Source organism: Streptosporangium sp. NPDC023615 (assembly GCF_040640155.1).
In the GTDB taxonomy this organism is placed as follows: Bacteria; Actinomycetota; Actinomycetes; order Streptosporangiales; family Streptosporangiaceae; genus Streptosporangium.
Genome location: NZ_JBFABE010000063.1, coordinates 21,147 through 47,291, shown reverse-complemented (window position 1 = coordinate 47,291; position 26,145 = coordinate 21,147). Strand labels below are relative to the sequence as shown.

The 26,145-nt window shown below is 73.7% G+C and carries 18 protein-coding genes; 12 read left to right on the top strand and 6 right to left on the bottom strand.

Annotated elements, in window-relative coordinates; translation table 11 throughout:
• Positions 1-24: 24 nt before the first annotated feature.
• The 3 genes from AB0G16_RS31005 to AB0G16_RS30995 all read right to left on the bottom strand — a co-directional run bounded on the left by AB0G16_RS31005 (position 25) and on the right by AB0G16_RS30995 (position 4,000).
• Positions 25-663 carry a histidine kinase dimerization/phosphoacceptor domain-containing protein gene (locus AB0G16_RS31005; RefSeq protein WP_362812935.1) on the bottom strand — a complete coding sequence of 213 codons (639 nt, stop codon included), beginning with the start codon at positions 661-663 and terminating at the stop codon, positions 25-27.
• Between the two features lie 47 nt (positions 664-710).
• Positions 711-2,327, bottom strand: a complete 1,617-nt coding sequence (locus AB0G16_RS31000) for an LCP family protein (protein WP_362812932.1) — start codon at positions 2,325-2,327, stop codon at positions 711-713.
• 155 nt (positions 2,328-2,482) lie between these two features.
• A complete protein-coding gene (locus AB0G16_RS30995; protein WP_362812929.1) occupies positions 2,483-4,000 on the bottom strand; it encodes a phospholipid carrier-dependent glycosyltransferase in 1,518 nt (505 codons plus the stop codon).
• Between the two features lie 118 nt (positions 4,001-4,118).
• Here AB0G16_RS30995 and AB0G16_RS30990 point away from each other — a divergent pair, with 118 nt between their 5' ends.
• The 4 genes from AB0G16_RS30990 to AB0G16_RS30975 all read left to right on the top strand — a co-directional run bounded on the left by AB0G16_RS30990 (position 4,119) and on the right by AB0G16_RS30975 (position 9,464).
• The gene (locus tag AB0G16_RS30990; protein ID WP_362812926.1) at positions 4,119-6,248 is read left to right on the top strand and encodes a hypothetical protein; all 2,130 of its coding nucleotides are present in this window, start codon (positions 4,119-4,121) and stop codon (positions 6,246-6,248) included.
• A 340-nt stretch (positions 6,249-6,588) separates the two neighbouring features.
• Complete coding sequence (locus AB0G16_RS30985; protein ID WP_362812923.1) at positions 6,589-7,392, top strand: permease-like cell division protein FtsX; 804 nt, start codon at positions 6,589-6,591, stop codon at positions 7,390-7,392.
• A 104-nt stretch (positions 7,393-7,496) separates the two neighbouring features.
• Positions 7,497-8,390: a glycosyltransferase family 2 protein gene (locus tag AB0G16_RS30980; protein WP_362812919.1), complete on the top strand. Its 894-nt coding sequence runs from the start codon at positions 7,497-7,499 to the stop codon at positions 8,388-8,390.
• Entirely contained in the window at positions 8,391-9,464 is a 1,074-nt protein-coding gene (locus tag AB0G16_RS30975) for a glycosyltransferase family 4 protein (RefSeq protein ID WP_362812916.1), read from the top strand.
• Here AB0G16_RS30975 and AB0G16_RS30970 read toward each other — a convergent pair.
• On the bottom strand, positions 9,437-10,450 hold the full coding sequence (locus tag AB0G16_RS30970) for a YbhN family protein (RefSeq protein ID WP_362812913.1): 1,014 nt from the start codon (positions 10,448-10,450) through the stop codon (positions 9,437-9,439). The two genes, AB0G16_RS30975 and AB0G16_RS30970, sit on opposite strands and share 28 nt — an antisense overlap.
• A gap of 117 nt (positions 10,451-10,567) precedes the next feature.
• Here AB0G16_RS30970 and AB0G16_RS30965 point away from each other — a divergent pair, with 117 nt between their 5' ends.
• The 7 genes from AB0G16_RS30965 to AB0G16_RS30935 all read left to right on the top strand — a co-directional run bounded on the left by AB0G16_RS30965 (position 10,568) and on the right by AB0G16_RS30935 (position 20,518).
• Positions 10,568-11,407, top strand: coding sequence for a class I SAM-dependent methyltransferase (locus AB0G16_RS30965; RefSeq protein WP_362812910.1), 840 nt, complete (start codon positions 10,568-10,570; stop codon positions 11,405-11,407).
• Positions 11,404-12,414, top strand: a complete 1,011-nt coding sequence (locus tag AB0G16_RS30960) for a lysylphosphatidylglycerol synthase domain-containing protein (RefSeq protein ID WP_362812906.1) — start codon at positions 11,404-11,406, stop codon at positions 12,412-12,414. The genes AB0G16_RS30965 and AB0G16_RS30960 overlap by 4 nt, the downstream gene beginning before the upstream one ends.
• 90 nt (positions 12,415-12,504) lie before the next feature.
• Complete coding sequence (locus AB0G16_RS30955) at positions 12,505-13,626, top strand: glycosyltransferase family 1 protein (RefSeq protein WP_362812903.1); 1,122 nt, start codon at positions 12,505-12,507, stop codon at positions 13,624-13,626.
• A 17-nt stretch (positions 13,627-13,643) separates the two neighbouring features.
• Positions 13,644-14,738, top strand: a complete 1,095-nt coding sequence (locus AB0G16_RS30950; RefSeq protein ID WP_362812900.1) for an NDP-sugar synthase — start codon at positions 13,644-13,646, stop codon at positions 14,736-14,738.
• Between the two features lie 30 nt (positions 14,739-14,768).
• Positions 14,769-15,689: a DNA-3-methyladenine glycosylase 2 family protein gene (locus AB0G16_RS30945; protein ID WP_362812897.1), complete on the top strand. Its 921-nt coding sequence runs from the start codon at positions 14,769-14,771 to the stop codon at positions 15,687-15,689.
• Positions 15,690-16,025: 336 nt separating this feature from the next.
• Complete coding sequence (locus AB0G16_RS30940; RefSeq protein WP_362812894.1) at positions 16,026-18,686, top strand: bifunctional FO biosynthesis protein CofGH; 2,661 nt, start codon at positions 16,026-16,028, stop codon at positions 18,684-18,686.
• Between the two features lie 77 nt (positions 18,687-18,763).
• Entirely contained in the window at positions 18,764-20,518 is a 1,755-nt protein-coding gene (locus AB0G16_RS30935; protein WP_362812891.1) for a substrate-binding and VWA domain-containing protein, read from the top strand.
• Positions 20,519-20,662: 144 nt separating this feature from the next.
• On the opposite strand, the gene AB0G16_RS30930 is transcribed toward AB0G16_RS30935, so the two are convergent.
• Positions 20,663-21,997 carry a coenzyme F420-0:L-glutamate ligase gene (locus AB0G16_RS30930; protein WP_362812888.1) on the bottom strand — a complete coding sequence of 445 codons (1,335 nt, stop codon included), beginning with the start codon at positions 21,995-21,997 and terminating at the stop codon, positions 20,663-20,665.
• Entirely contained in the window at positions 21,994-23,046 is a 1,053-nt protein-coding gene (cofD, locus tag AB0G16_RS30925; protein ID WP_362812885.1) for a 2-phospho-L-lactate transferase, read from the bottom strand. Before cofD ends, AB0G16_RS30930 begins: the two co-directional genes overlap by 4 nt.
• 228 nt (positions 23,047-23,274) lie before the next feature.
• On the opposite strand from cofD, the gene AB0G16_RS30920 reads away from it, so the two are divergent.
• A complete protein-coding gene (locus tag AB0G16_RS30920) occupies positions 23,275-26,046 on the top strand; it encodes a hypothetical protein (protein ID WP_362812882.1) in 2,772 nt (923 codons plus the stop codon).
• The last annotated feature ends 99 nt before the right edge of the window (positions 26,047-26,145 follow it).

Below are 26,145 nucleotides of genomic sequence, written 5' to 3'. Positions count from 1 at the left end.
TGACCACGTAGAGGACCGCGATCATCAGGGCGGGCACCAGCAGCCACAGCCGGCCAGGCCCGCCTGGGCGCGTATCGCCATCGCCGAGACGTGGTGGGCGACGGTGTCGTGCAGGTCGCGGGCGAGCTGTTCGCGTTCGAGCAGTTTGGCCTGGTCGAGCTCGCGCGCCCTGGCGCGGGCCCGGTAGCGCAGCGCCCCGCCCAGGGTGACGGTCGTGGACAGCACGGCGAACGCGCCGATCGTGCCGGCGCCGGTGGCGTCCTCGCCGATCGTGGTGAGGGAGGCCGAGACGATCATGATCACGAGCCCGGTCACGGCCTCGCGTCCCGACCCCCACCGGAACAGCGCGTAGGGGAGGATGAGCTGGTAGACCATCGTGTACATCTCCGACAGGGGCTCGCCCGTCAGGACGCCGGGCAGCCCCGTGACGGCGAAGCAGATCACGACCATCGCCAGCGGCCTGCTCCGGCGCCACAGCAGCGTGGGCACCAGCCCGACGGCGACGCACACCGAGACGGCCCGCCACGGAAGGTCCGGCCGCAGGACCCCTTCGAGCACGGCGACCGGGACGATCACCCCGACCAGCGCCCAGTCCCGCCACACGCGCCGAGGGGCGCCCGGAGGGCGGGGTTCGTCCCAGAGGGAACGAAGGACGGCGGGCACATCATCATCGTACGAGCCCGCGGGTCGTTCCGGACGGCCCGCGGACGTCAGGTGCAGGGGTTGGTCTTGCTGTCCACGACCTTGTCGGTGAGGGCGTCGGGGATCTTGGGGAGGGCGCGGACGCCCGGCCAGTCGGCGCCGATGATCAACTGGATGATCGGCCCGTCCGGGGCCTTGCCGTCGGCGGTGGGCGGGGGCGCCACCGTCGGCACGTACTTCTCCGTGGTGAGCGGCTTGACCTTGCCCGGGACCGGGGCGCGCTTGTCGCCGGAGAGCCTGGCGGCCACGGCGTCACCGTAGGAGGCGCCCTCGTCGGCGTCCTTCTTGGCGTAGCGGACCGTGGTGGTGGGCACGTTGCCGGTCGCCGGGCGGGCGTTGCCGACGTGGGTGACCACGAAGCCCTGGTCGGCCAGCTCGTCGGCGACCTGCTTGGCCCGGCCCGGCGTGTCGGTGCCGTTGAACACCTGGAGCCTGACCTGCTCGCGCTTGACCGCGGGCTTGGCCTTGGGGTCGGGCGGCGGGGTGACCTCGGTGTCGTTCTTGATCGCCGCGAAGAGCTGGTTCGCGTACGGCTGCACCCAGGCGACCCGGTTCGGGTCGTCGGGGTGGGGGCCCCACGGAACGGTGATCAGCTTCACGCCGCTCGCGGTCAGCTTCTGGGCGCTCTGCCCGATCTTGAGCAGGGTGCCGGTGTCCCTGGCCAGTTCCTCGTCCATCCGGACGGACTTGGCGGCGGTGTTGATGAAGTTCACCATCTTGGCGGGATCGGTCAGCAGCTCGCTGCTGGTGGCCTTCTTCACCACCTGGCTGAGGAAGACCTGCTGGCGTTTGATGCGGCCGATGTCGCTGCCGTCGCCGTAGTTGCGCAACCGGACGTAGCCCAGGGCCTTCTCGCCCGCCAGCAGGTGCCAGCCGGCCGGCAGGGTGAGCTTGGAGTCCTTGTCGTCGACCGGCTTGGTCAGGCAGACCCGGATGCCGCCGAGGGCGTTCACGATGTTCTTGAAGCCGGTGAAGTCGACCTCGACGAAGTGGTCGATGTGGATGTCGGTGAGCGCCTCGAGCGTGGTGATCGTGCAGGTGATGCCGCCCTCGTTGTAGGCGGCGTTGATCATCTCGGTCCGGGCCGCGACCTGCTGGCCCGTCTCCGAGGTACAGGCGGGCATGTCGACCATCGAGTCGCGGGGGAAGCTGACGAAGGTCGCCTTGTCGCGGTCGGGGGCGATGTGCATGAGGATGATGGTGTCGGTGCGCTTGCCGTCGGAGGCGGTCCACTCCTGGCCGTACTTGTGGTTGTCGCCCTCGCGGGTGTCGGAGCCCACGATCAGCACGTTGAGCGCGCCCTTGACGGGCGCGGGCCGGTTGTTGCCGAGCTTGCCGGAGAGGTCGAGCGTCTCGACCCCGCCGAGCGCGTCCCGGTAGACCTTGTAGCCGCCCAGGGTGCCGAGCACCAGCAGCCCGGTCGCCGCGATGCTCGCCCATGCGCCGACGCCGAGCCGCCGCGGCCCGCGCCCCCTGCCCTTCGAGGCCTTCCTGGGCGACATCGGCTCCGTGGGAGGCGCCGAGGCGGGAGGTGTCTGCGCCCCCGCCCGCCGTACCCCCCGGCGGCCGGGGGAGGTCGTCTCGGCCCGGCGGTCCCTGACGGCGGCCTGCCGGTGGTCGCTCATGCGGTCCTCCCGCTCGGCGGCGTCTTCCGGTGATGATGAGGCTCGATCACTGCGCCCAAAGAGTAGATCATGGGGTACGCGCCAGGAGCCGTGATGATGCGAACTTGGCCAAGACCGCCCCCTGAGACCGCTGTGTGATCCGGCGGCCAGCATACTCAAATACGGACATTTAGTGGAATGTTACTGAAATTAGGTTTACGTACGATCAAGGCCGCCGCCAGGCAGGCGGCGGGCACCGCCGGCAGCACGTAGCGGTAGTCGAACTCCGCCACCGCCGGAGGCATCACCAGCAGCACCGCCGCCACCGACCAGGGCAGCGCCCACGCCGTCGAGGCCGACCGGAACCGCCGGACGCACGCCGCCGCGGGCGGCAGCAGCAGGATCACCAGCACCGCCGCGCCCGGCAGCCCGGCGACCCCCTGGTAGGTACGCATCCAGCCCGCGTACGGTTCGACGATCCGGGTGGAGATCGGACCCCGCTGGTAGCGCTCCGCGGCCTGGGCGCCGACCGTCGCCGGGTAGCGCCCCGGCGGCGGGGGCGGCGTCGCCGGGAAGCGGTAGTAGTCGTAGATCTCCTGGTCCGGGTAGACCGGACGGCCCACGGTGAACGACCGGCTCAGCTCCGAGGCGACCGACCCCAGGTAGTCCAGCGGCTGGCTCCGGATCGCCAGCGAGGCGAACCGCCCGGCCAGCGCGTCGCTCTCCCGGGTGAACGTGATGCCGGGCAGCCTCACCAGCGGGGACTCCTGCGACCAGACGTACTCCTGCGCGGGAGGCCTCAGGGCCGGCGGGCGCGGGTCGCAGAGCACCGCCAGGTCCGGCGGCGGCCGCATCACACCGCAGTCGGCGAAGGTCATCGTCTTGGCGTACAGGAAGACGCCGTTCGCCCCCACGATGCCGATCCGCTGGGTCGTCGCGTGGAACCAGGCGCCGTAACCGAGGATCGGCACCGTCGCGGCGATCAGCATGATCCCCGCCGCGCGCACCCGGCCGCGCTCCCGGAGGATCAGCCAGCAGGCGAAGAGCGCCACCAGCGGCAGCCCGACGGTCCTGGTCAGCGTCGCCGCCGCGAGCAGCAGGCCGATCCCGGCCGCGGTACGCCACCCCGTCCGGCTCCCCGGACCCCCGGGGGTCAGGCCGCGTACGGCCAGGCAGGCCGCCGCGACGACCAGGACCGTGAAGAGGGTGTCGGAGACCAGCAGGTGTTCCAGCTCGATCTGGTAGGCGTCCAGCAGGGAGGGGGCCGAGGCCAGGGTCGCGGCCCAGCCGGGCGCCCGCAGCCGTCGCGCGGTGAGGTAGACCAGCACGCCGACGAGCAGGCCGATCAGGTGCTGGGCGACCGTGACCACGGCGAAGTCGTGGAACGGCTGGAGCAGCCTGAGGAACATCGAGTACCCGGCCGGCCGCACCAGGTCGGGCCGGGGCCTCATGGCCGTGACGACGTAGGTGTAGGAGTCGGGGAACCAGAGCGCGGGCCGGTACCCCAGCACGGTGACCAGCCGCAGCGCGGCCCCCGCGGCCAGCAGCCCCAGGAACCAGCGATGCTCTCGCGCCCCACGGGCCAGGAGGGGACCGCGGCCCTCGGGGGGAGCGTGCTCCCGGGGGGAGCCGTGCCCGTCCAGCGGATCGCGACCGCCCAGGAACCGCCGACGCAGCCGCGCCCACCCGAACACTCGTCCCCCTCCTCGCGCGCTGCGCGTACGCTACCGGCTCCCGGGTGACCTCGCGGCCCGCCCCCGGGCACGGCGCGCCCGCCGTCGCCCCGGGTTGGCAGTACGATCTCGTCACATCATGACCACCGGCCCGCTGGATCGCGCGCGCAGGCCCTCGGCGGGCAGGGTGCTCGCCGTGCTCTCGGTCGTCCCCCCGCTGGCGGTGGCGGGCTGGCTGCTGACCGGTCTGCCGCTGCTGCTGCTCGGCGCGTTCCGGCCGCTCCTCGCGGTCCCGCTCGGCCTGGTGATCGTCACGCTGCTCTGCCGGTACGGCCTGCGGCGCGTACCGGAGATCGGCGGGGCCACGGCCCGGCAGGTCGCCGGGGTGGTCGCGGTCGCCCTGGGGTCGGGGATCCTCAACGGCCTCCTGCACGGCGAGCAGCTCATCGTCCGCCGCGACCCGGGCACCTACGCGCAGTACGCCCTCTGGCTGGCCGGGCACGGCTCGCTGCCGGTGCCCTTCCAGGAGCAGGCCTTCGGCGGCGCCGACCCGGCCCTCCGCTTCGGCAGCGTGGGCTTCTACGACTTCGGCGGCGCGGTCGTGCCCCAGTTCATGCCGGGCGCGCCGATGCTCCACACGGTGGGCGCCTGGGCGGGCGACATCGCCGGGCTGCTGCTGGTGCCGCCCGTGCTGGGGGCGGCGGCCGTGCTCGTCGTCGCGGGGACGGCCGCCAGGCTCGCCGGTGCCCGCTGGGCGCCCCTGGCCGCGCTGCTCCTCGCCGTCTGCCTGCCGATCCTCTACACCTCGCGGACCACCTTCAGCGAGATCCCGTCGCTGATCCTGATCTTCGGGGGCCTCGCCCTGCTGCACGACGCCGGCACGGGACTCCGCTCCGGAGCCGGGCCCGGCGCCGGCGCCGCCCCCCGCCCCGGAGGGCCGGTGGACCCGAGGGGGGCGGCGGGGGCGGCGGGGCTCGCCGGGCTGGTGATCGGGCTGGCGGTCATGGTCAGGATCGACGGGCTGCGCGACATGCTCCCGGTGCTCGCCTACGCCGGGCTGCTGATCGCCCTCGGCCGGGCCGGTGACCGGGAGAGGGGGCGGCGGGGGGTGCCGCTGCTCGGCGGGCTGGTGGCGGGGGCCGGGCTCGGCCTCGCCGCCGCCTACCTGCTGTCGCGGCCGTACCTGGACTACCTGTCGGGATCGCTGATCCCGCTGCTGGCCATCTGCGGCGCGGTCGTGCTCCTCATCGCGGTGGCCGCGGCGCTCGCCCCGCGCCTCGCCGGTCCGGTGCGGCGGGCCGCCCGGACCCGCAGGCTGCCCGAGGCCGCCTCCGGCCTGGTCGTCCTGGTCGCCGCCGCCTTCGCCGTACGGCCGTGGCTGGAGACCGTGACCCGCCTGCCGGCCACGCCGGAGGACCGGACGACCTCCCTCTTCGTCGCCGCGGTCCAGCGGGCCAACGGCCTGCCGACCGAGCCGTACCGTCTCTACTACGAGAACTCGGCGCACTGGGTGGCCTGGTACATCGGTGTCCCGGCGGCACTGCTGGCCGTGCTCGCCGCGGCGGTGCTCGCCCGCAGGCTGGTCCGGGGGACGGCCGCCGGGTGGGTGCTGCCGCTGGCCGTCGTCCTGTGGACCACGGTCGGCACCCTCTACCGGCCGGCCATCACCCCCGACCACCCGTGGGCCGCCCGGCGGCTGGTCCCCGTGATCATTCCGGGCATGGTCCTGCTCGCCGTCTGGGGCCTGCGCTGGCTGCGCGACAGGGCCCGCCGGTCCGGGTACGGCCCGGCCGCGCTGCGCGGGCTCACGGTGGGCGGCGCCGCCCTGCTGCTGGTCTTCCCCGCCTTCACCTCGGCGGGGACGGCCTTCACCCCGATCGAGCGCGGCGAGCGCGCCGCGGTCGAGGCGCTGTGCGCGGCCCTGCCGGCGCGCGCCTCGGTGCTCGTCGCCGAGCGCGTCACCTCCGACCGCTTCACCCAGGTCGTCCGGGGCACCTGCGACGTGCCCACCGGGCGGATCGTCCTGGCGCCCCGCTCGGACGTGCCCGCCCGCGCCGACGTCGACCGGCTGAGCGCCCGCGTCCGCGCCGCCGGGCGCGTCCCGGTGCTGCTCGCGGCCAGGGCCGACCAGCTCTCCGCGTACGGGCTCCCCGTCCAGGTCATGAACCTCCGCGTCCGCCAGGACGAGCGCTCGCTGGTCGACGCGCCCAACGCCACCTGGTCGCTGTCCGCCGACGTCTGGATGGCGGTCCCGCGCGCGACCGGGTGAGGCGCGCCGCGCGCCGGTGAACCCGGGGGGCGGGGTCCACGCGCGCCGCTTTGCAGCGGAGCCGCCGCGAGCGGGATGCCGGGCGAAGTCGGCCGGTCGCGGAGCCGTTCCATTTCAGGTGATCAAATCCGCGGTGCTGTGTCACCATGGCTGTTCGCATTTCCGCCTATCGAGGTGAGTGACGCGTGTGGACATGACGGGCCCGCCTTCTCGTTCGCGTGACGAGGACGACGCCCCCGCCGCCGAGGAGTTGTCCTTCGCGCCCCCCGGGCGGGAGGTTCCCGCGGGGAGACGGGCGAGGCTCCGTCGCGGCCTGCCGGCCGTCGTGGTGGCCGCCGCCGTGCTGCTCGGCGCGGCCGGGACCGCCGCCTGGTACGTCCACCACGACGCCGTCCGGGTGCTCCCGCCCCCGGAGGGCCCCTGGCCCGAGGGCGGAAGGTTCACCGTTTATCTGTGCGCCGAGGCCGACCCCAACAAGCCGTGCCGTGAGCGGGAGATAACTCCGGCACAGAAGCGGTCGGTCGAGGAGAGGCTGCGGGCGATGCCGGAGGTCGCGCGGATCACATTCGTGCCCCGGGAAACGGCATGGGCCCGTTACGTGGACGAGGACCCCGACAACTGGATACTGAACTCACCTCTCGACATGGGACGAATACAGGCGTCCTTCGAGGGCGAGCTTCACCGGAGAGCCGATTTCGCGTCGTTCGGAACCGTCATGCAGGGAATGCCGGGTGTCGCCGAGGTCACCGCCTTCGGGCATGACTTCTGGAAGGGGAAGGCGGAGCTCCACGTCGAGCTGTGCCGAACCGGGAAGACGGAGCCCGACGAGACACCGGAGACACCCGACCCCTGCGCGAGGCGGGGAGCGGCGACGACGGAGGAGAAGAAGGCCGTCGAGGCGAGGCTCACGGCGCTCGAAGGGGTCGAGCGCGTCTATTTCGAGGACGCCGCTCACGCCCATCGGGTCTGGCGGCACACGAAGGTGAGCCGTGATTCCCTCTTCGTCGATTTCCTGCTGAAGGAGCAGGCACCGGAGGGTTACCGCGTCAAGCTCGCCGATCCGAAGGCCGAGCGGGCGGTCATCGACGCGGTGAAGAACATGCCGGGTGTCGCGCAGGCCCGCCCCCGGCATCTTTTCGACTGAGGGGCCGGGCCGCGGCCGAAGGGGCGTAGTGCGCTCGGGTCCCGGCCGGGCAGAGTATCCTCGCCCGTCGAGAGCATGCCCGAGAGCCCGAGAGTGGATCAGCCGTGGACGCAACGCCGTACGTGACCATCGTCCTGCCGTGTTACAACGAGCAGGACCACGTCATCGCCGAGGTCGAGCGCATCTGCGAGGCGATGGACCACAGCGGGTACACCTACGAGCTGGTGGCCGTCGACGACTTCTCCACCGACCAGACCCTGGCCAGGCTGAAGGAGGCCGCGCCCCGGTTCCCGAACATGCGCATCCGGGCCTTCCACCGCAACGGCGGCTCGGGCACGGTGCGCAGGATCGGCACGCAGGAGGCGCGCGGCGAGATCGTCGTGTGGACCGACGCCGACATGACCTACCCGAACGAGCGCATCCCCGAGCTCGTCCAGATCCTGGAGAAGGACCCGGGGATCGACCAGGTGGTGGGCGCGCGGACCAGCGAGGAGGGCTCCCACAAGTTCCTGCGGGTGCCCGCCAAGTGGTTCATCCGCAAGGTGGCCGAGCGGCTGGCAGGGCAGAAGATCCCCGACCTCAACAGCGGGCTGCGGGCGTTCCGCAGGTCGGTGGCCAAGCCCTACCTGCGGCTGCTGCCGCCCGGGTTCTCCTGTGTCACGACGATCACGCTGTCGTTCCTGTCGAACCAGCACGACGTCTACTACCTGCCGATCGGCTACAGCAAGCGGGCCGGGAAGTCGAAGTTCAGCTTCGTCTCCGACGCCTACCGCTACATCCTGCAGGTATTGCGGATGGTCATGTACTTCAACCCGCTCAAGGTGCTCATGCCGCCCGCGCTGTGGCTGATCGTCATCGGGATGGTCAAGGGCGTCGTCGACATCGTGCGCTACGGGTTCTACCTGACCAGCAACACCATCGTGATCTTCCTGTCCGGCATGCTCATCGGCTCGCTGGCGCTGCTGGCCGACCTCATCGTGCGCTCCCGGAGCGAGTAGGTGCGCGTCGTCCTGGTCGGGCCGACGTACCCCTACAAGGGCGGCGGCGCCGCGCACACCACCGAGCTCGCCCACCGGCTCGCCGCCGCCGGGCACGACGTGGTGATCGAGTCGTGGCGGGCCCAGTACCCCTCCTTCCTGTACCCGGGCAGGCAGACCGCCGACACGCCCGACGGCGAGCCGTTCGGGAACGTGCGGCGCGAGCTGGACTGGCGCCGCCCGGACGGCTGGGTCCGCGCCGGGCGGCGGCTCCGTGACGCCGACCTGGTCGTCCTGGCCGTGCTCAGCCCGGTGCAGGTCCCGCCCTACCTGGGCATCCTGGCCGGGCTGCGCCGCCGGACGCGGGTGGTGGCGCTCTGCCACAACGTGCTGCCGCACGAGCCCAAGCCGTACGACAGGCCGCTGATGCGGGCGCTGCTGCGCCGGGTGGACGGGGTGCTGGTCCACTCCGAGGGGCAGGCCGCCAAGGCCCGGGAGCTCGGCGCCCGGTCCGTGCGGGTGGCCGAGATGGCGCCGCACCTGCCCTCGCGGGGCGCCGGACGCACCGCCGCGACCGGGCGGGTGCACCGCAGGCTGCTCTTCTTCGGCCTGGTCCGGCCGTACAAGGGGCTGGACGTGCTGCTCCGCGCGCTGCCCGAGGGCGTGTCGCTGCGGGTGGCCGGTGAGTTCTGGGGCGGTCTGGAGGAGCGGACCAGGGCGCTGGTCGCGGAGCTGGGGCTGGCGGAGCGGGTGGAGCTGCGGCCCGGGTACGTGGCCGCGGCGGACGTGCCGGGACTGTTCGCGGACGTGGACGCGCTGGTGCTGCCCTACCGGAGCGGGACGGCCAGCCAGCAGGTCTGGATGGGTCACGAGCACGGGGTGCCGGTGATCGCCACCCGGGCGGGGACGCTCGGCGAGCACGTCGCCGACGGGGTGGACGGGCTGCTGGCCGAGCCCGGCTCGGTGGAGGACCTGCGCGCCGTGCTGGCCGCGTTCTACCGTCCCGGCGAGCCCGAGCGGCTGCGGGCCGGGGTCGAGCCCGTCGACCCCGGGCCGTACTGGGCCTCCTACGCCGAGGCGCTGCTGTCGCGCTGAGCGGCCTCGTCGCGGGTCCCGGAAGGGGCTTCGGGACGGGTCTCGCCGTCTGGCTCGGGGCGGTCGGCGGGGTGGGCCAGGCGTCCCCACAGGAAGCCGATCCCGGCCCAGCTCACGTCGGCCAGCGTGAACATCACCCGGGACACCACCGCCGCCACCAGGGCCTTGGGGGAGTCCAGCACCGGTGCCAGGGCGAGCACCATCGCCCCCTCGCGGACGCCGATCCCGGCGGGGACGATCACCGTGACGATGCCGGTCGCCCAGGCCAGCGCGTAGGCGCCGGTCGCCACCACGTACAGCGAGCCGGTGTCGCCCAGGGCGCCGAGGTCGGCCAGGGGCAGGAGCAGGTGCGGGCCGTAGGCCAGCCAGCCCGTGATCGTGAGGGCGACCGCGGCGAGCACGGCCCTGCCGCCGAGCAGCCGGGTCTGGCCGAGCGGTTCCTGGCGGGCGACGCGCAGGGCCAGGTCGAGCCCGAACGTGAGCACCCTGGGGTGCAGGCAGACGGCGATGACGGGGATCAGCGCCATCAGGTACCACGCCTGCGCCATCTCGCGCACGGTCTCGCGCAGGGTCACCGCCGCCACCAGCAGGGCGCAGCCCAGGGAGACCAGCAGCGCCAGCGAGATCGAGCCGAACATCCGCCGGGGCGGCACGCGGTGGTCGCGGCCGAGCTCGATCATCGCCGCGTACGCCCAGACGCTGCCGGGCACGTACTTGCCGAGCTGGCCGACGAAGAACACCCGCGCGGCCGCCCCGAGCGGCAGCGGCGAGCCCATGCCGGCCAGCACCGTCCGCCAGGCCAGCACCATCACGGCGATCCCGGCCATCACCGACAGGTAGGACCCCACCAGCGTCCACACCGAGAGCTGCGCCACCGCCGCGGCCGTCTCGTCGCGGTTCCTGGCCAGGCCGTACCCGAGGAAACCCACCGCGACCAGCGCGAGCAGCACGCGGAGCAGGCGGCTTGACCGCAGTCGGCTGAGCATCCGCCCAGGGTACGACGCCGCCGTTACCCGGCGGTAGGGCCGCCGGTCACCGGTACTCTTGGGCGGCGTGGCGCCCCGGCGCCGCCGTGGAGGGAGAACGGGAGCGGTGAGGTAGTGATGAGCGCCGAGCGGGTCGCGCAGCTTGAGTACTCCGAGTTCCAGGCGGCGATGCTGGACGAGGAGAAGCGCCGCAGGAAGGCCGCGAAGATCATCGCGGTGCTCGGCCACTTCCTCGGCCGCGAGAGCGACGTCCTGGCCGGCCTGACGGTGGCCGACATCGGCTGCTCGGCGGGGTTCATCGCCGACGAGCTGGCCTCGGCGGGCGCCCGCCGGACGTTCGGCGTCGACATCGACGTGCCGGGGCTGCGCAAGGCGGCCCGGCGGTTCGGCGAGCGGGTCGAGTTCGTCTGCGCCGACGGCACCGCGCTGCCCTTCGCCGACGGCTCGATCGACGTGCTGGTCTTCAACCACATCTACGAGCACGTGGTCGACCCGGACGCGATCATGGCCGAGATGCGCCGGGTGCTCTCCGGCGACGGCGTCCTGTACCTGGGGCTGGGCAACCGGCTCGGGGTGATGGAGCCGCACTACAGACTGCCGTTCCTGTCCTACCTGCCGCCCGCCCTGGCCGACCGCTACGTGCGGCTCTCCGGCCGGGCCGACAGCTACTACGAGCGCTACCGCACCCGGCGCGGCCTGCGCCGGATGGTGCGGGGCCTGCGGGTGTGGGACTACACCTTCCCGGTGCTCGTCACCCCGGCGGCCTTCGCCGGCGGCGAGCTCTTCCCCGGCGTGGTGGGGCGGGCGGCGGGGGCCGTGCTGTCGCGGCTGCCCCGGCCGGTGCTGCGGGCGCTGCTGCCGGTGGTGCCCACCTACCTGTGGGTGGCGACCCGGGGGGGACGCCGCCCGGCCGGGCGGTCCCTGCCCCGGCCGCCGGAGCCGGTGCGCCCGCTGTGACCCCTCCGGCCGCGCCCGCCTCCCGCGCGTCCGTGGTGAAGCGGCTGGCCCGCCTGGCCTTCCTGGCCCTCGCGCTCGGATTCGGCGCCTGGGTGGTGGTGAGGCAGTGGGACGAGATCCGCGACGGGTTCGCCCGGCTGTCCTGGACGTCGGTGGCGCTCTCGCTGGTCACGGTGGTCGCCGCGCTGTGCGGCGGGATGATGACCTGGCGGGCGCTGCTGGCCGACCTGGGCTCGCCGCTGCCGCTGCGCGCCGGGGCGAGGGTCTTCTTCGTGGGCCAACTCGGCAAGTACATCCCGGGCTCGCTCTGGCCGGTGATCGCCCAGATGGAGATGGGCCGGGAGCTGGGCGTGCCGCGCTCACGCAGCGCCGCCGCGTTCTTCCTGACCCTGCCGGTGCAGCTCGGCAGCGGGCTGCTGGTGGCCGGGGTGACGCTCTCGGCGACCCTGCCGGGTTCGGTCGCGCCGTACGCGTGGGCGTTCCTGCTCGTCCCGGTGCTGGCGACGGCGTTCCAGCCGAGGGTGGTCAACGCCGTCCTGGGGTTCGGGCTGCGCCGGCTGGGGCGCGAGCCGCTGGAGCGCCCGCTCACCCGCAGGGGCGTGCTCACCGCGCTGGGCTGGGCCCTGGCCGGCTGGACCGCCTACGGGCTGCACCTGGCGGCGATCGTCACCGACCTCGACCCGCGCGTCTCCACGGGCTCCGCGGGCTCCCCGGGCTCCGCGGGGTGGTCGGCCCTGTCCGTGGCCGCGTTCTGCGTCGGGGCGTTCGCGCTCTCCTGGTGCCTGGGCATCATGACGTTCGTCGTCCCGGCCGGGGCGGGCGTGCGGGAGGTCGCCATGGTGGCCGTTCTGGCGCCGGTCCTGGAGGGGGGACCGGCCATCGCGGTGGCGCTCTGCTCCAGGATCGTGATCATCGCCGGTGATCTTCTCTGCGCCGGGCTGGCCGGTCTGGCGGCACGCCGCGCCGCGGGATCCCGTAAGGACCACGCTTCGGGAAAAGCAGTGTGATTTCCCCCACGTTTCCGGAGCTTCGGGCAATAGAGTGAACAGAGGAAGGGGACTCACGTCCCGCGTGGATCATGAGGGGAGCGATCCTTCGTGTCGCCCAGAGTGCTCGTCGACGCGGCCGCGGTTCCGGCCGATCGCGGTGCGCTGATCCGGTACGTCGACGGGCTCGTCGCCGCGCTGGACAGGGCGGGAGCCGACCTCGCGGTCGTCTGCCAGCGTGCCGACGCGGCCCGCTACGCCGGCCTGGCGCCCTCCGCCCGGATCGTGCCGGGACCGCACGCGATCACCAACCGGGCCGCGCGCCTGACGTGGGAGCAGACGGGCCTGCCCTTCCTCGCCCGGCAGGTCGGGGCGGAGGTCATCCACGCCCCCTTCTACTCGATCCCGCTGAAGCCGGGCATGCCCACCGTGGCCACCGTGCACGACCTGACCTCCTTCACCGAGCCCCTGCAGCACGACGCGGTCAAGGCGGCGTTCTTCCGGGCGGCGACCCGCACCGCGGTCCGGCACGCCACCCGCGTGATCGTGCCCTCCAAGGCGACCAGGGACGAGCTGATCCGGCTGCTCTCGGCCGACCCGACCCGCATCGACGTGGCCTACCACGGCGTCGATCCGGCGCTGTTCCACCCGCCGTCCGAGCGCGAGATCCGGCACGCCTCCGACCGGCTCGGCCTGCACGGCACCCCGTACGTGGCCTTCCTCGGCCCGCTGGAGCCCCGCAAGAACGTCCCGAACCTGATCCGCGGCTTCGTCCGCGCCGTCGCCGATCTCGCCGACCCGCCCGCCCTGGTGCTCGCCGGGGGCGTCCGCGACGTCGAGGTGGACGCCGCGGTGGAGGAGGTCCCCTCGACCGTGCGGGTGCTGCGCCCGGGTTTCCTCTCCTTCGCCGACCTGTGCGGCTTCCTCGGCGGGGCGACCGTCGCGGCGTTCCCCTCGCGGGGCGAGGGCTTCGGCCTGCCGGTGCTGGAGGCCATGGCCTGCGGCGCGCCCGTGCTGACCACACACCGCACCTCGCTGCCCGAGGTGGGCGGCGACGCGGTCGCCTACACCGAGCCGGACGCCGAGAGCATCGCGGACGCGCTGCGTGCGCTGCTGTCCTCGTCCGAGCGCAGGAAGGCGCTGTCCGCGGCCGGGATCGCCCGTGCCAAGGAGTTCACCTGGGAGGCGTCGGCGGAGGCGCATATGCTCTCCTACCAGCGCGCGGCCGAGTAGTGAGTTAACCTCGCGGAATGACGGAGACCCCTTTGCCGGATCTTGAGGCGATCCTTCTCGTCGGTGGGCAGGGAACGCGCCTGCGTCCCCTGACGCTGGGCACGCCGAAACCGCTGCTGCCCACGGCCGGGGTGCCCTTCCTGGCCCACCAGATCGCCCGCGCCAGGGCGTTCGGCGTGCGGCGCATCGTGTTCGCCACCTCCTACCGGGCCGAGATGTTCTCCGAGGCGTTCGGCGACGGCGAGGCGTTCGGGCTCTCGCTGGAGTACATGACCGAGGAGATCCCGCTCGGCACCGGCGGCGCCATCCGCAACGCCTCGGCGGCGCTCACGAGCGGCCCGGACGATCCGGTGCTGGTGCTCAACGGCGACGTGCTCTCCGGCCACGACATCGGCGACCAGATCGCCACGCACGTGGCCCGCCGGGCCGCCGTCACCCTGCACCTGACCGAGGTGGAGGACCCCTCGCGCTTCGGCTGCGTGCCGACCGACTCCCAGGGGCGGGTGACGGCCTTCCTGGAGAAGACCCCCAACCCGGTCACCAACCGGATCAACGCCGGGTGCTACGTCTTCACCCGCTCGGTGATCGACACGATCCCGGTGGGCGAGGTCGTCTCGGTCGAGCGCCAGACGTTCCCCCGCCTGATCGAGCAGGGCGCCCTGGTGCTCGGGTACGCCGACGCCTCCTACTGGCTCGACGTGGGCACGCCGTCGGCCTTCGTGCAGGGCTCCCGCGACCTGGTGCTGGGCCGCCTGGCCTCGCCCGCCCTGCCCGGTCCCACCGGCGACTTCCTGGCCCTTCCCGGAGCCATGATCTCTCCCGAGGCGGAGGTATCCGGCGGGTCGGTGATCGGGGCCCGCGCGATCGTGGAGGCGGGGGCGCAGGTCAGGGGCAGCGTGCTCGGCGACGACTGCGTGGTGGACGCCGCGGCGGTGGTGGTCGACTCGGTGGTCGGGATCGGCGCGCGGATCGAATGTGGAGCGGTCCTGAGGGACGTTGTGGTCGGCGACGGGGCCGTGGTCGGGCCCGGGAACGAGCTGCTCGCCGGAAGCCGCGTCTGGCCCGGCGTCGTGCTGCCCGAGTCCGCGATCCGCTTCTCCAGCGACATCTGACGGCCGACGGCGCGGACGGCGGGGTCTTCGGTGGTCGCCCTCGGACGGGTCGCGGCGCGGGAACGCGAGTGGCGGGCCCCGTGGCCGGTGGACCCGGCGCTGGTGCTGGGCCCGCACCGGCGCGGCCCGGGCGACCCCACGATGAGGGCGGAACCGGGCGGGGCCGTCTGGCGGACCTCGCGCACCCCCGACGGGCCGGGAACGCTGCGGGTGGCGGCGGCGTCCGGCCGGGTGACGGCCACGGCGTGGGGGCCGGGGGCCGAATGGATGCTGGCGACGCTTCCGGCGCTGCTCGGCGCCGACGACGACGTCGCGGGATTCGTCCCCGGGCACGAGGTGGTGCGGGACGCGGCCAGGCGCTATCCGGGGCTGCGGATCGGGCGGACGTCGCGGGTGCTGGAGGCGCTGGTGCCGGCCGTCCTGGAGCAGAAGGTGGTCGTCACCGAGGCCAGGCGGGCGTGGCGGTGGCTGCTGGGCCGCTACGGCGATCCCGCGCCGGGGCCCGCGCCGGAGGGGATGCGCGTCTTCCCCGGGCCCGAGGTGTGGCGGTCGATCCCGTCGTGGGACTGGCACCGCGCCGGCGCCGAGGCCGTGCGGGCCCGGACGATCGCGAACGCGGCCCGGCACGCCGGGAGGCTGGAGGCGACCGGGGGCAGCGCCGAGGTGGACCGGTTGCTACGGGCGCTGCCCGGGATCGGGGTGTGGACGTCCGCGGAGGTGCGTCAGCGTTCGCACGGTGACGCGGACGCCGTCTCGGTGGGCGACTTCCATCTGCCGTCGCTGGTCGGCTGGTCGCTGAGCGGGGAACGGGCGGACGACGCGCGGATGCTGACGCTGCTCGCTCCCTACCGGGGGCACCGGCACCGGGTCAGCCGGTTGCTGCGGTTGGGCGGTGCGCGGCCACCCGCTCGCGGGCCGCGGGCACCCGTACGCGATCATCGGCGGTTCTGAGGGAACCCTCCTCGGCGGAGGGTTCGTGGCGCTGCCAGTCGCGGCCGTCGCGGGTGTCGGCGCCGATCATCGGGGCGAGAACGGCGACGGCGATGAGGACGAGAACGAACCAGATCATTTTCAGCTCCTGGGGTCGAGGTCCGGGGTGGATCGCCCCGTAGGTCCGGCGGATTCCCGCGGGAGCGGGGCCGGTGCGATGCCTCTAATCTATGCAACCGCAAGCATTTATGTCTATCGAGAGTTGCTTGCCCTGACTCTTTAGAGGAACTGAAATGTCGTCCTGAGGTGGCACGACCCGCCGACCCGGCACTCCCGGCCGCGCCGTAGTGTGCGGTCATGAGCGCCTACCCCACCGACACCGCGATGCGCCGGGCACTGGCCAGGGCTCGCGACGGCAAAGCTCTCGACACGACCGAAGCGGCCGTCCTGCTGCACGCGCGGGACGAACATCTACAGACCCTGCTCGGCCACGCCGGCCGGGTCAGGGACGCGGGGCTGGAGGCGGCCGGCCGGCCGGGGGTCGTCACCTACAGCCGCAAGGTCTTCATCCCGTTGACCCGGCTGTGCCGCGACCGCTGCGGGTACTGCACGTTCGCCACCGCCCCGCACAGGCTGGAGAGCGCCTTCCTCAGCCCCGACGAGGTGCTGGAGATCGCCCGGCAGGGCGCCGCGATGGGGTGCAAGGAGGCGCTGTTCACCCTCGGCGACCGGCCGGAGGACCGCTGGCACCAGGCCCGCGAGTGGCTGGACGCGCACGGCTACGACGACACGCTCTCCTACGTGCGCGCGATGGCCGTGCGGGTGCTGGAGGAGACCGGGCTGCTGCCGCACCTGAACCCGGGCGTGATGACCTGGCAGGACCTGCAGCGCCTCAAGCCGGTGGCGCCCTCGATGGGCATGATGCTGGAGACGACCTCCCGGCGCCTGTTCGAGGAGAAGGGGCAGCCCCACCACGGCTCGCCCGACAAGGACCCCGCCGTGCGGCTGCGGGTGCTGGAGGACGCCGGGCGGACGAACGTGCCGTTCACCAGCGGCATCCTGATCGGCATCGGCGAGACCGTCGCCGAGCGCGCCGAGTCACTGTTCGCGCTGCGCAGGATCGCGCGCGAGTACGGCGGCCTCCAGGAGATCATCGTCCAGAACTTCCGCGCCAAGCCGGACACCGCGATGCGCGGCATGCCCGACGCCGACCTCCAGGAGCTGGCCGCCACCATCGCGGTGACCCGGCTGGTCATGGGACCGAGGATGCGGGTGCAGGCCCCGCCGAACCTGGTCGACTCCGAGTACGAGCTGATGATCGCCGCGGGCATCGACGACTGGGGCGGCGTGTCGCCGCTGACGCCCGACCACGTCAACCCCGAGCGTCCCTGGCCGCAGATCGACGAGCTGGCCGCCCGCACGGCCGGCGCCGGGTTCACGCTGCGCGAGCGGCTGACCATCTACCCCGAGTACGTGCTGGCCGGGGAGCCCTGGCTGGACCCGAGGCTGAACGCGCACGTGGCCGCGCTGGCCGACCCCGCGACCGGCCTGGCCCGCGAGGACGCGGTCGTGACCGGCCGCCCCTGGCAGGAGCCGGACGGCGGCTTCGTCGCGCTGGGCCGGGTCGACCTGCACACGGCCGTCGACACCGAGGGGCGCAGCGCCGACCGCCGCGCCGACTTCGACGACGTCTACGGCGACTGGGAGGCGGTCAGGGAGCGGCTGCCCGGCGCGGGCACCGGGACCGCGGCCGGCGCCATCGGTGCCGCCGCCGGTGCCGGCGCGGCGGGCCGGGTCGCCGCGGACGTGCGGGAGGCGCTGCGCGCCGCCGAGAGCGACCCGGCGGGCCTGAGCGACGCCCAGGCGCTCGTCCTGCTGGGCCTGGCCGGGGACCAGCGCGGCGCGGGCGCCGACGACGCCGCGCTGGACGAGCTGTGCCGGATCGCCGACGGCCTGCGCGGGGAGGCGGCCGGGGACGAGGTCACCTACGTGGTGAACCGGAACATCAACTTCACCAACGTCTGCTACACCGGCTGCCGCTTCTGCGCCTTCGCCCAGCGTCGTACCGACGCCGACGCCTACACGCTCTCGCTGGAGCAGGTCGCCGACCGCGCCTGGGAGGGGTGGCAGGCCGGGGCGACCGAGGTGTGCATGCAGGGCGGCATCCACCCGGACCTGCCCGGCACGGCGTACTTCGACATCGCCAGGGCGGTCAAGGCGAGGGTGCCGGGGATGCACGTCCACGCGTTCTCGCCGATGGAGGTCATCAACGGCGCCAGCCGCACCGGCCTGTCCATCGAGGACTGGCTGGTCGCCGCCAGGGAGGCGGGCGTGGACTCGCTGCCCGGCACCGCGGCCGAGATCCTCGACGACGACGTGCGCTGGGTGCTGACCAAGGGCAAGCTGCCCACCGCCGAGTGGGTCGAGGTCATCTCGACCGCGCACCGGACCGGCATCCCGACGACCTCCACGATGATGTACGGCCACGTCGACACCCACGCCCACTGGGTGGCGCACATCCGGCTGATCCGCCGCATCCAGGAGGAGACCGGGGGGTTCTCCGAGTTCGTGCTGCTGCCCTTCGTCCACCACAGCGCGCCCATCTACCTGGCGGGGATCGCCCGGCCAGGCCCGACCGCGCGGGAGAACCGGGCCGTGCACGCGCTGGCCCGCGTCCTGCTGCACGGCGCGATCGCCAACATCCAGTGCTCCTGGGTGAAGCTCCAGGACGACCTCTGCCGCCAGGTGCTGCGGGGCGGGGTCAACGACCTGGGCGGCACTCTGATGGAGGAGACGATCAGCAGGATGGCCGGGTCGGAGAACGGCTCGTTCAAGACGATCAGCGAGCTCGAGGCCATGGTCGCCCACACCGGCAGGCCGGTGCGCCAGCGGACCACCTCCTACGGCGTGCCGGACGCCGAACGCCTGGCCGCCGCCGCGGCCAGCGACGGCGTCTGCCGCAGCGTGCGCGGGACCGGTCTCCCGTTGCTCACGCCGGAGCCGTCTGCGAAGTTATAACAAGTTCTATATTTCCTTGCCCTACGGGCGGGGTCACTTGGGAGAATCGACATTCCCCTCGAGCGAGAGGTCTCCGCGTGTCCTCCTCCGGCCGACACCGTGTGGCCGCCGGCGCCGAGCGGCGCCGGCGGCAGGCCCGTCTGCGCCTGTCGCTGGCGGCGGTCGCGATCGCCGTCGCCCTGGCCGGAGCCGTCGTGCTGGTCTCCGGACGGGTGAGCGGTTCCTGCTCCGCCCGCGATCCGGTGCTGGTCGACGTCGCCGCGGCCGTGGACATCGCCCCGACCGTCATGGAGGCCGCCGCGAGGTTCAACCGGAACCGGACCGGGATCGAGGGCCGGTGCGTGCTGGTGCAGGTGACCGAGCAGCCGCCCGCCACCGTGCTCCGCACCCTGCTGGGCGGCACCGCCGGGGTGCTCGCGAGCCGCCCCGACGGCTGGATCTCCGACTCTTCGGCGTGGATCAGGCTCGCCCGCAAGCAGGGGGCCGCGGACCTGGCCGGCACCGAGACCGTGATGGCGACCTCGCCGCTGGTCTTCGCCACCCGCACCTCCCTCGCCCGGGACTTCGCCGTCGGCAGGACCGACATGAACTGGCGGATGGTCTTCCCCGCGACCACCCGCGGCCGGATCCGGCCGACCGAGAAGGAACCCGACGTGGTCCGCGTCCCCGACCCGTCGCTCGCCGGGGCCGGGATCGCGACCGTGGCCGCGGCCAGGGACGTGGTCGGCAGCGGCGCCGAGGCCGACCGGGCGCTGACCGCGTTCGTCCGCTGGGCCCAGGCCGGGTCGGCGCCCGACTACCGCAGCATGCTCGCCGCCGTCGACGACCGGTCCTTCTGGCGGCGGCCGGTCGTGATCGTGCCCGAGCAGTCGGTCTGGCAGCACAACCGCCGCCCGTCCGACGACCCGGTGGTCGCCCTCCATCCCCGCGAGGGGACCGTCAACCTCGACTACCCGTACGTGGTGACCTCCTCCGACGAGGCCAGGGCGGGCGGGTCGCGGGCCTTCGCCGGCTGGCTGCGCTCCCCGCAGACCCAGGAGGCGGTCCGCAGGGCCGGTTTCCGCTCGGCGGACGGCTCCCAGGGGCCCTACGCGCCGGGTCCGGGCATCCCGACCGAGGCGCCCCGCACCCGCCCGAGCATCCTGCCCGCGCGGATCGACGAGGCCCTGGAGGCCTGGAGCAGGCTCGCCCCGCCGACCAACATCCTGGTGCTCGCCGACACCGGCAGGCACATGGCCGAGCCGATCAGCGGCAAGAAGGGGAAGACCAGGCTGACCGTCGCGCTGGAGGCGGCCCGGCTGGGGCTGCAGCTCTTCCCCGACTCCACCCACATGGGCATGTGGGAGTTCTCCTCGGCCAAGGGCGCCGACCAGCGGCGGCGGGTGCGCCTGGGGCCGATCACCGAGCCCGACGGCGGGCGGTTCGTCCGGCGCGGCCTCCTGGACGAGCTGACCCGGACCCTGCGCGCCGACGCCCGCCGGCCCAGCGCCCTGCACGACTCGATCCTCGCGGGATTCCGCGAGCTGACCGGCGCCTACGACGAGAGCATGAACAACACCCTGCTCGTCATCACGGCCGGCAAGGACGACGGCGAGGGCATCTCCGCGGGCGAGCTGGAGAAGGCGCTGCGCGAGGAGTGGGACCCAGAGGCGCCGGTCCAGGTGGTCGTCCTGGCGTTCGGCGCCGACCTCGACCGCGCCGGCCTGTCCCGGGTCGCCGCCGTCACCAACGGCTCCGTGCACGTCGCCCAGCGCCCCGAGGAGATCATCGACGTCTTCCTCTCCGCGCTCGCCCGGCGGCTGTGCCACCCGACCTGCCGCGACCCCGCCTGAGCGGTCCCGGCGGGCGACGGCTTCCGGCGTGACGCCTCCGGCGGGGGCGGCTTCCGGCGGGGGCGGCTTCCGGCGTACGGCGGCCTGACGCGCGGGGTCTCACCGGGTGCGCGGTGGCCGGGCGCGGTGGCCGGGCGTGGTCGCTCAGCGTACGGCGATGAAGTCGGCCGCCCGCCGGGGGGCGCGGTCGCGGGGAGGGGCGGCGGCGTGGCCGATCGCGACGGCGCCCATCGGGTCCCAGCCGGACGGCAGGTCGAGGACCTCGCGGACCACGTCGCGGCAGAACATCGTGGACGACACCCACGCCGAACCCAGGCCCTCCACCGCGAGCTGCACCAGGAAGTTCTGCACCCCGGCGCCGGCGGCGACCACGAACATCTCCCGCTCGGCGGCGTTGCGCCGGTCGTCGCGGTAGGTGTGCGCGCCGTCCGCCACCAGGCACGGCACCGCCAGGTACGGGGCCGCCCGCAGCACGTCGCCCCGCCTGACCCGCCTGGCCACCGACTCCTCGGAGAAGCCGTCGCCGCGCAGGTCGGCGATCCAGGCCTCGCGCATGGCGTCGAGGAGCTTCTCCCTGGTGGCGGCCGACTCCAGCAGCACGAACCGCCAGGGGGTCGTGTGGTGGGGGGCGGGGGCGGCGATCGCGGCCTCGACCGCCCGGCGGACCGCGGCGCCGTCCACCGGCTCGGGGGAGAACTCCCGGACGGTCCTGCGGGCGAAGACCACGTCGCGCGAGCCGTACCGGAACATGTCCTCGGCCGACGTGCGGACCAGGTCGCGGATGCCCGCCCCGTCCTCCTCGGTGGTGTACTCGGCCAGGCCACGGATCACCGCCACCGGGGTCTGCGCGAGCTTCCCCTTCACCAGGTCCCCGGCCGCGGCGAACTCGTCGGCGACGGCGGTCAGGGTCACCTCCAGGGCGTTCCCGTGATCGTCGGACATGCCCCGGTAGTCGAGGGCCGACCTCACCCCGGCCAGGCCGACCGCCATGTCGGTCTGGCCGTTGCGCCAGGGCCTGCCGAAGGTGTCGGAGACCACCACACCGACCGAGACGCCGAGCAGCTCGGCCAGGCGCGCCCTGATCGCCGACGCCGAGGCGTCGGGGTCGGCCGGGAGCAGGACCACCGTGCCGGGCCGGGTGTTGGAGGCGTCGACCCCGGCCGCGGCCATGACGAACCCGTGCGCCGTCTCGGCGATCACGGTCTCGCCCCTGCGGGCGACCACCCGCCTGGTCTCGGCCTCCACGGCCTCGGCGCGTGACACACCGTGCAGGACCCGGCCCTCGGCCTTGCTCGCGATCTTGGAGGTGACCACCAGGATGTCGCCGTCACGGAGGGTGGGGGCGGCCGTGGCGATCAGCTCGCCGACGTCGTCGCCCTCGCGCACCTCGGGCATGCCGGGTACGGCGAAGATCTCCACCTTGAGGTCGTGGGCCTCGCGCCCGCCCCGTCCGGCCGCGCGTCCCGCCCGGCCCGTCATGCCTCCTCCTTCGCGGTGACGTCCGTGGTGGGGGCGTCCGTGGTGGGGGTGGGGGTGTTCGTGGCGGGGGCGCCGGGGGCGCCGGGGGTGCCGGGGGTGCCGGGGGTGGGGACGGGGGCCAGGTGGACGGCCAGGTCCAGGGCGGCGCGGGCGAGGGCGGCGGCGGAGTCGAGGTCGTGCATGATCAGCGGGCGGGCCTCGACCCGCACGCCGTCGAGGGCGACCCCGGCGTCCTGTTCGGCGACCAGCCAGCCGTTCACCAGCGACGACCCGTACAGCTCCAGGACGGCCTGCGCGGTCGTGGGCACGCCGATGGCGGCCAGGCAGGCGTCGGCCATGCCCCGGACCGGGGCGCCGCCGACGATGGGGGAGACCCCCACGACCGTCTTGCCCTCCAGGGCCTCGCGGACGCCCTTGATCTGCAGGATCGTGCCGATGCTGACGACCGGGTTGGAGGGCGGCAGCAGGACCACGTCGGCCGAGGCGATCGCCTCCAGCACCCCCGGGGCGGGGACGGCCTGGTCCGCGCCGACCAGGATGATCTGCTCGGCGGGCACCGAGGCGCGCAGCCGTACCCACCACTCCTGGAAGTGGACGGCGCGCCGGCCCCGCTCGTCGGAGATGACCACGTGGGTCTCGGTCCGGTCGTCGCTCATGGGGATCAGGCGGACGCCCGGCCGCCAGCGCGCGCACAGGGCCTCGGTGACCGCCGAGAGCGGGTATCCGGCGTCGAGCATCTGGGTGCGTACGATGTGGGTCGCGAAGTCGCGGTCCCCGAGGCCGAACCACTGCGGCTCCACGCCGTAGGCGGCCAGCTCCTCCTTGACGACGTGCGACTCCTCCCGCCGCCCCCAGCCCTGCTCCTCGTTGATGCCGCCGCCCAGCGTGTACATCACGGTGTCCAGGTCGGGGCAGACGCGCAGGCCGAAGAGGCTGATGTCGTCACCGGTGTTGCCGATGACGGTGATCTCGGAGTCGGGGGCGGTGACACGGAGACCCCGCAGGAAGCGGGCGCCGCCGATCCCGCCGGCGAGGGACACGATGCGCATGCCGTCCAGTGTTCCACTAGGTCGTCACGGGTGTGGGCGGGGTAGGGCGCGGGTCACCGGACGGTCTGCTCACGGCACCGTTCACCGCGCCGATACGGCCGAATCGGCTGTCCGAAATATGCATATATATGAGTCAATGGAGCACTTATGGGGGTGGTGGGCTTCCTGAGACCACCGGCAGCAAAGTCAGCCATGTGCAAAACTGACCCGGGTTTACCTAAAGACCCTATGGGGGTAGTTGTGATCAATGTCGAGGCGAGCCGGCTCCGGGAACCGGCGGCGTGGCTCATGGTCGCCGTCGCGTCCGCGAGCGTTCTCGTCGGCATCGAGCGCCTGCTGTTCGGGGGGTCCGGGTTCGGGAGTCCGTCCTTCCCCACGCGTGCGGCGATCCAGCTCGGGACCTTCACCTCTCCGGTCACCGTCGCCCTGCTCGTCGGGGCCGTGCTGCTGGCCACCCACCTCGGCCCGGTGATCGCGCGGCTGCGGCCGCTGGTCCTCACCGTGACGATCACCCTGGGTCTCTCCGTGCTGTTCGGCCTGATCAGCCTGCTCGCCGGAGCGCTGGGCGGCGCGCCGAGCGCCCGGGACGCGATCGAGCTCCTCCTCGTCCACCTGCCCGCCCTGGCGCTGGCGGCGGTCGCGCTGCTGTACGTGCTGCCTCGCGTGATCCCGGCCACCTCGGCGGCCGGCGGGCCGCGCGGCGAGGGCGCTCCCGGTCACCTCCGCGGGGAGCGGGAGTGGCACCAGGGCCACGACCGGCCGTCCGGTCCCGGGTACGGCCCGGTGCCGATGGGGGAGCAGGGACGCTTCCAGGAGCAGGGACACTTCCAGGGCCAGGGCCAGGGGCACGCCCAGGGCCAGGGGCCGGACCCCTCCCGCGAGCACGCCCCGTTCCAGGGCGCCCCGTTCCAGGGGGCTCCCTTCCAGGGCACGCCGGAGGGCCGGGATCCGCGTGAGGGATACGGCCACCCCCAGGGCGCCCCCTTCCAGGGCGCCCCCGGTCAAGCGGCCCACCTCCAGGGCGTCCCCGGTCAGGGAGTTCACCCGCAGGGCGGCGCTCCCGGTCAGGGAGTTCACCCCCAGGGTGTCCCCGGCCAGGGGGGTCACCCCCAGGAGCACTTCTCCCAGCAGGGTTTCCACCCGCAGGACCGGCCCGCGCAGGGGATGCCGCCCGCCGCGTCCGCGCAGGCGCCGTCCCCGCAGATCCCGTACGGCCGCCCGGCGCTGCCGCCCGCTCCCGCGCACGCCTCCACCGGCACCCCCGTCGCCGAGAGCACCGCCGGAGGCGTCCCCTCCGAGGGATACGACCGCCACTCCTCCGCCTTCTCCGGGGACGGGCCCTCCCAGCCCTCCCAGGCGGGCCACCCGCCGCAGGCCGAGAACCGGCCGTACACCGAGGACCCGACCTGGCCGGGACGGCTGCGGACGCCCGAGCAGCAGGCGTCGCAGCACCCCGCCCCGGAAACGGTCTCCCCGCTCTCGGCTCCCCTTCAGGGGAACGACCCCGGCCCGTACATCGCCGCCGACGTCCAGCCTCCGTCCTCGTCCACGGCGTACGACCCGCAGGACTCAGGACGGCGCACCGACTCCCCGTCGTACGGATGGCAGGAGGCGTCGTCGCCGGGATCCTCCGGACGGCACTCCGAACCGCAGGCGCAGAACACCGGATGGCCCGAGCCTCAGCAGCCGGGGTACGGGCAGCACCATTCCAGCCCGCGCCTGCCGGACCCGCTGTCGTCGGAGTCCCTCTCCTCCAACCCCCGGCTTCCGGACCCGCTGACCTCGGTGCCGCCGCCTCCGGGCCCGCTCTCCTCCGAACCGGTGTACGGGCGGACCGACCCGCAGAATCCGGGATGGGGGACCGACACCCCGCTGTACGAGCACCGGGTCGAGCAGGGGCAGGGCGGTTCCGCCGCCGGACGCCCGGAAGGACCGGGATGGCAGGACTCCTCGTACGGACGGCAGGAGTCCTCGTCCGGCTGGTACTCCGGCTCCCAGGCGCCGGGTCCCGACCGGTCCGAGCAGTGGTCCCGGGACCGGTCCGAGCAGGGCCACCGGGCCGAGTCGCAGGGATTCGGGCAGCAGCAGGGCCCGTACACCCCCGACCTCCAGGCCGCCGCCCCCCGGGGGCAGGGGGACCGCCCCGAGCAGCAGGCCCCGGACGGCCCGGCCGGGGCTAACCTCGCGCCCGACGACGTCTCCGCGTCGCCGTTCGAGGACCGTCCCTCGCCGTTCGGCGACCCTCCCGCCTCGCCGTTCGGGGACCGGGCGCCGAACCCCTTCCCCACGCCGCCGGAGAACTACGGCGGACCGGCCGCCGCCCCGGGCGCGGACTCCGCGTACTCGACCGCGCCGGACCTGCACTACCCGACGCCCGACCCGGTGGACCTGCGGTCGCAGCAGATGGCCCAGGCGTACCAGCAGGCGAAGAACTACCAGCAGACGCGGGGCAACGAGCCGCCGCTCCGCGTCCCGGAGTACGGGACCTCGGGCTACGGCGACCCGTTCGGGCACCCGCAGACCCCGCAGGCCTCCCAGCACCCCGAGGACCAGCACCCGCGGGACCAGCACCCGCGGGACCAGCACGCCCACGACCCGTACTCGCAGGCGCAGCCGTCACAGGACCGGTACTCCCAGGCGCAGCCCGTACAGGACCGGTACTCGCAGGCGCAGCCGTCCCCGGCGCCGCAGTACCCGCCGCGTGACCAGCAGCGGTGGGACGCCCCGTCCGAGGCGTCCGAGGCGACGCTCCGGTTCGACCCGGCCGCCTACCGCGACGACCCGCTGGGCGCCCCCGCCCCGCCCGTCTCGCCCCCCGCGTCCGCCTCCGCGCCCGTCCCCGAGAGGTGGGACTCGCAGCCGATAGACCCCACCGCGATCTATCGTCCCGAGCAACGCCGGGGACAGGTCACGGATGAGGAAACCCCCGACACAGAGAAGGTGGGCCCCGGTCAGGATCAGAACATCTCCTGGTACGGTTCCGACCGCCGAGAGCCCTGAGCCCCTGGCGGTGACGGCGATCACCTGGTGCAATTGCCGTCGTGGCAGGCAGACGACCCACAACCGGGGAGAGCAGGTCTTTCCCCGGATACCAGTATG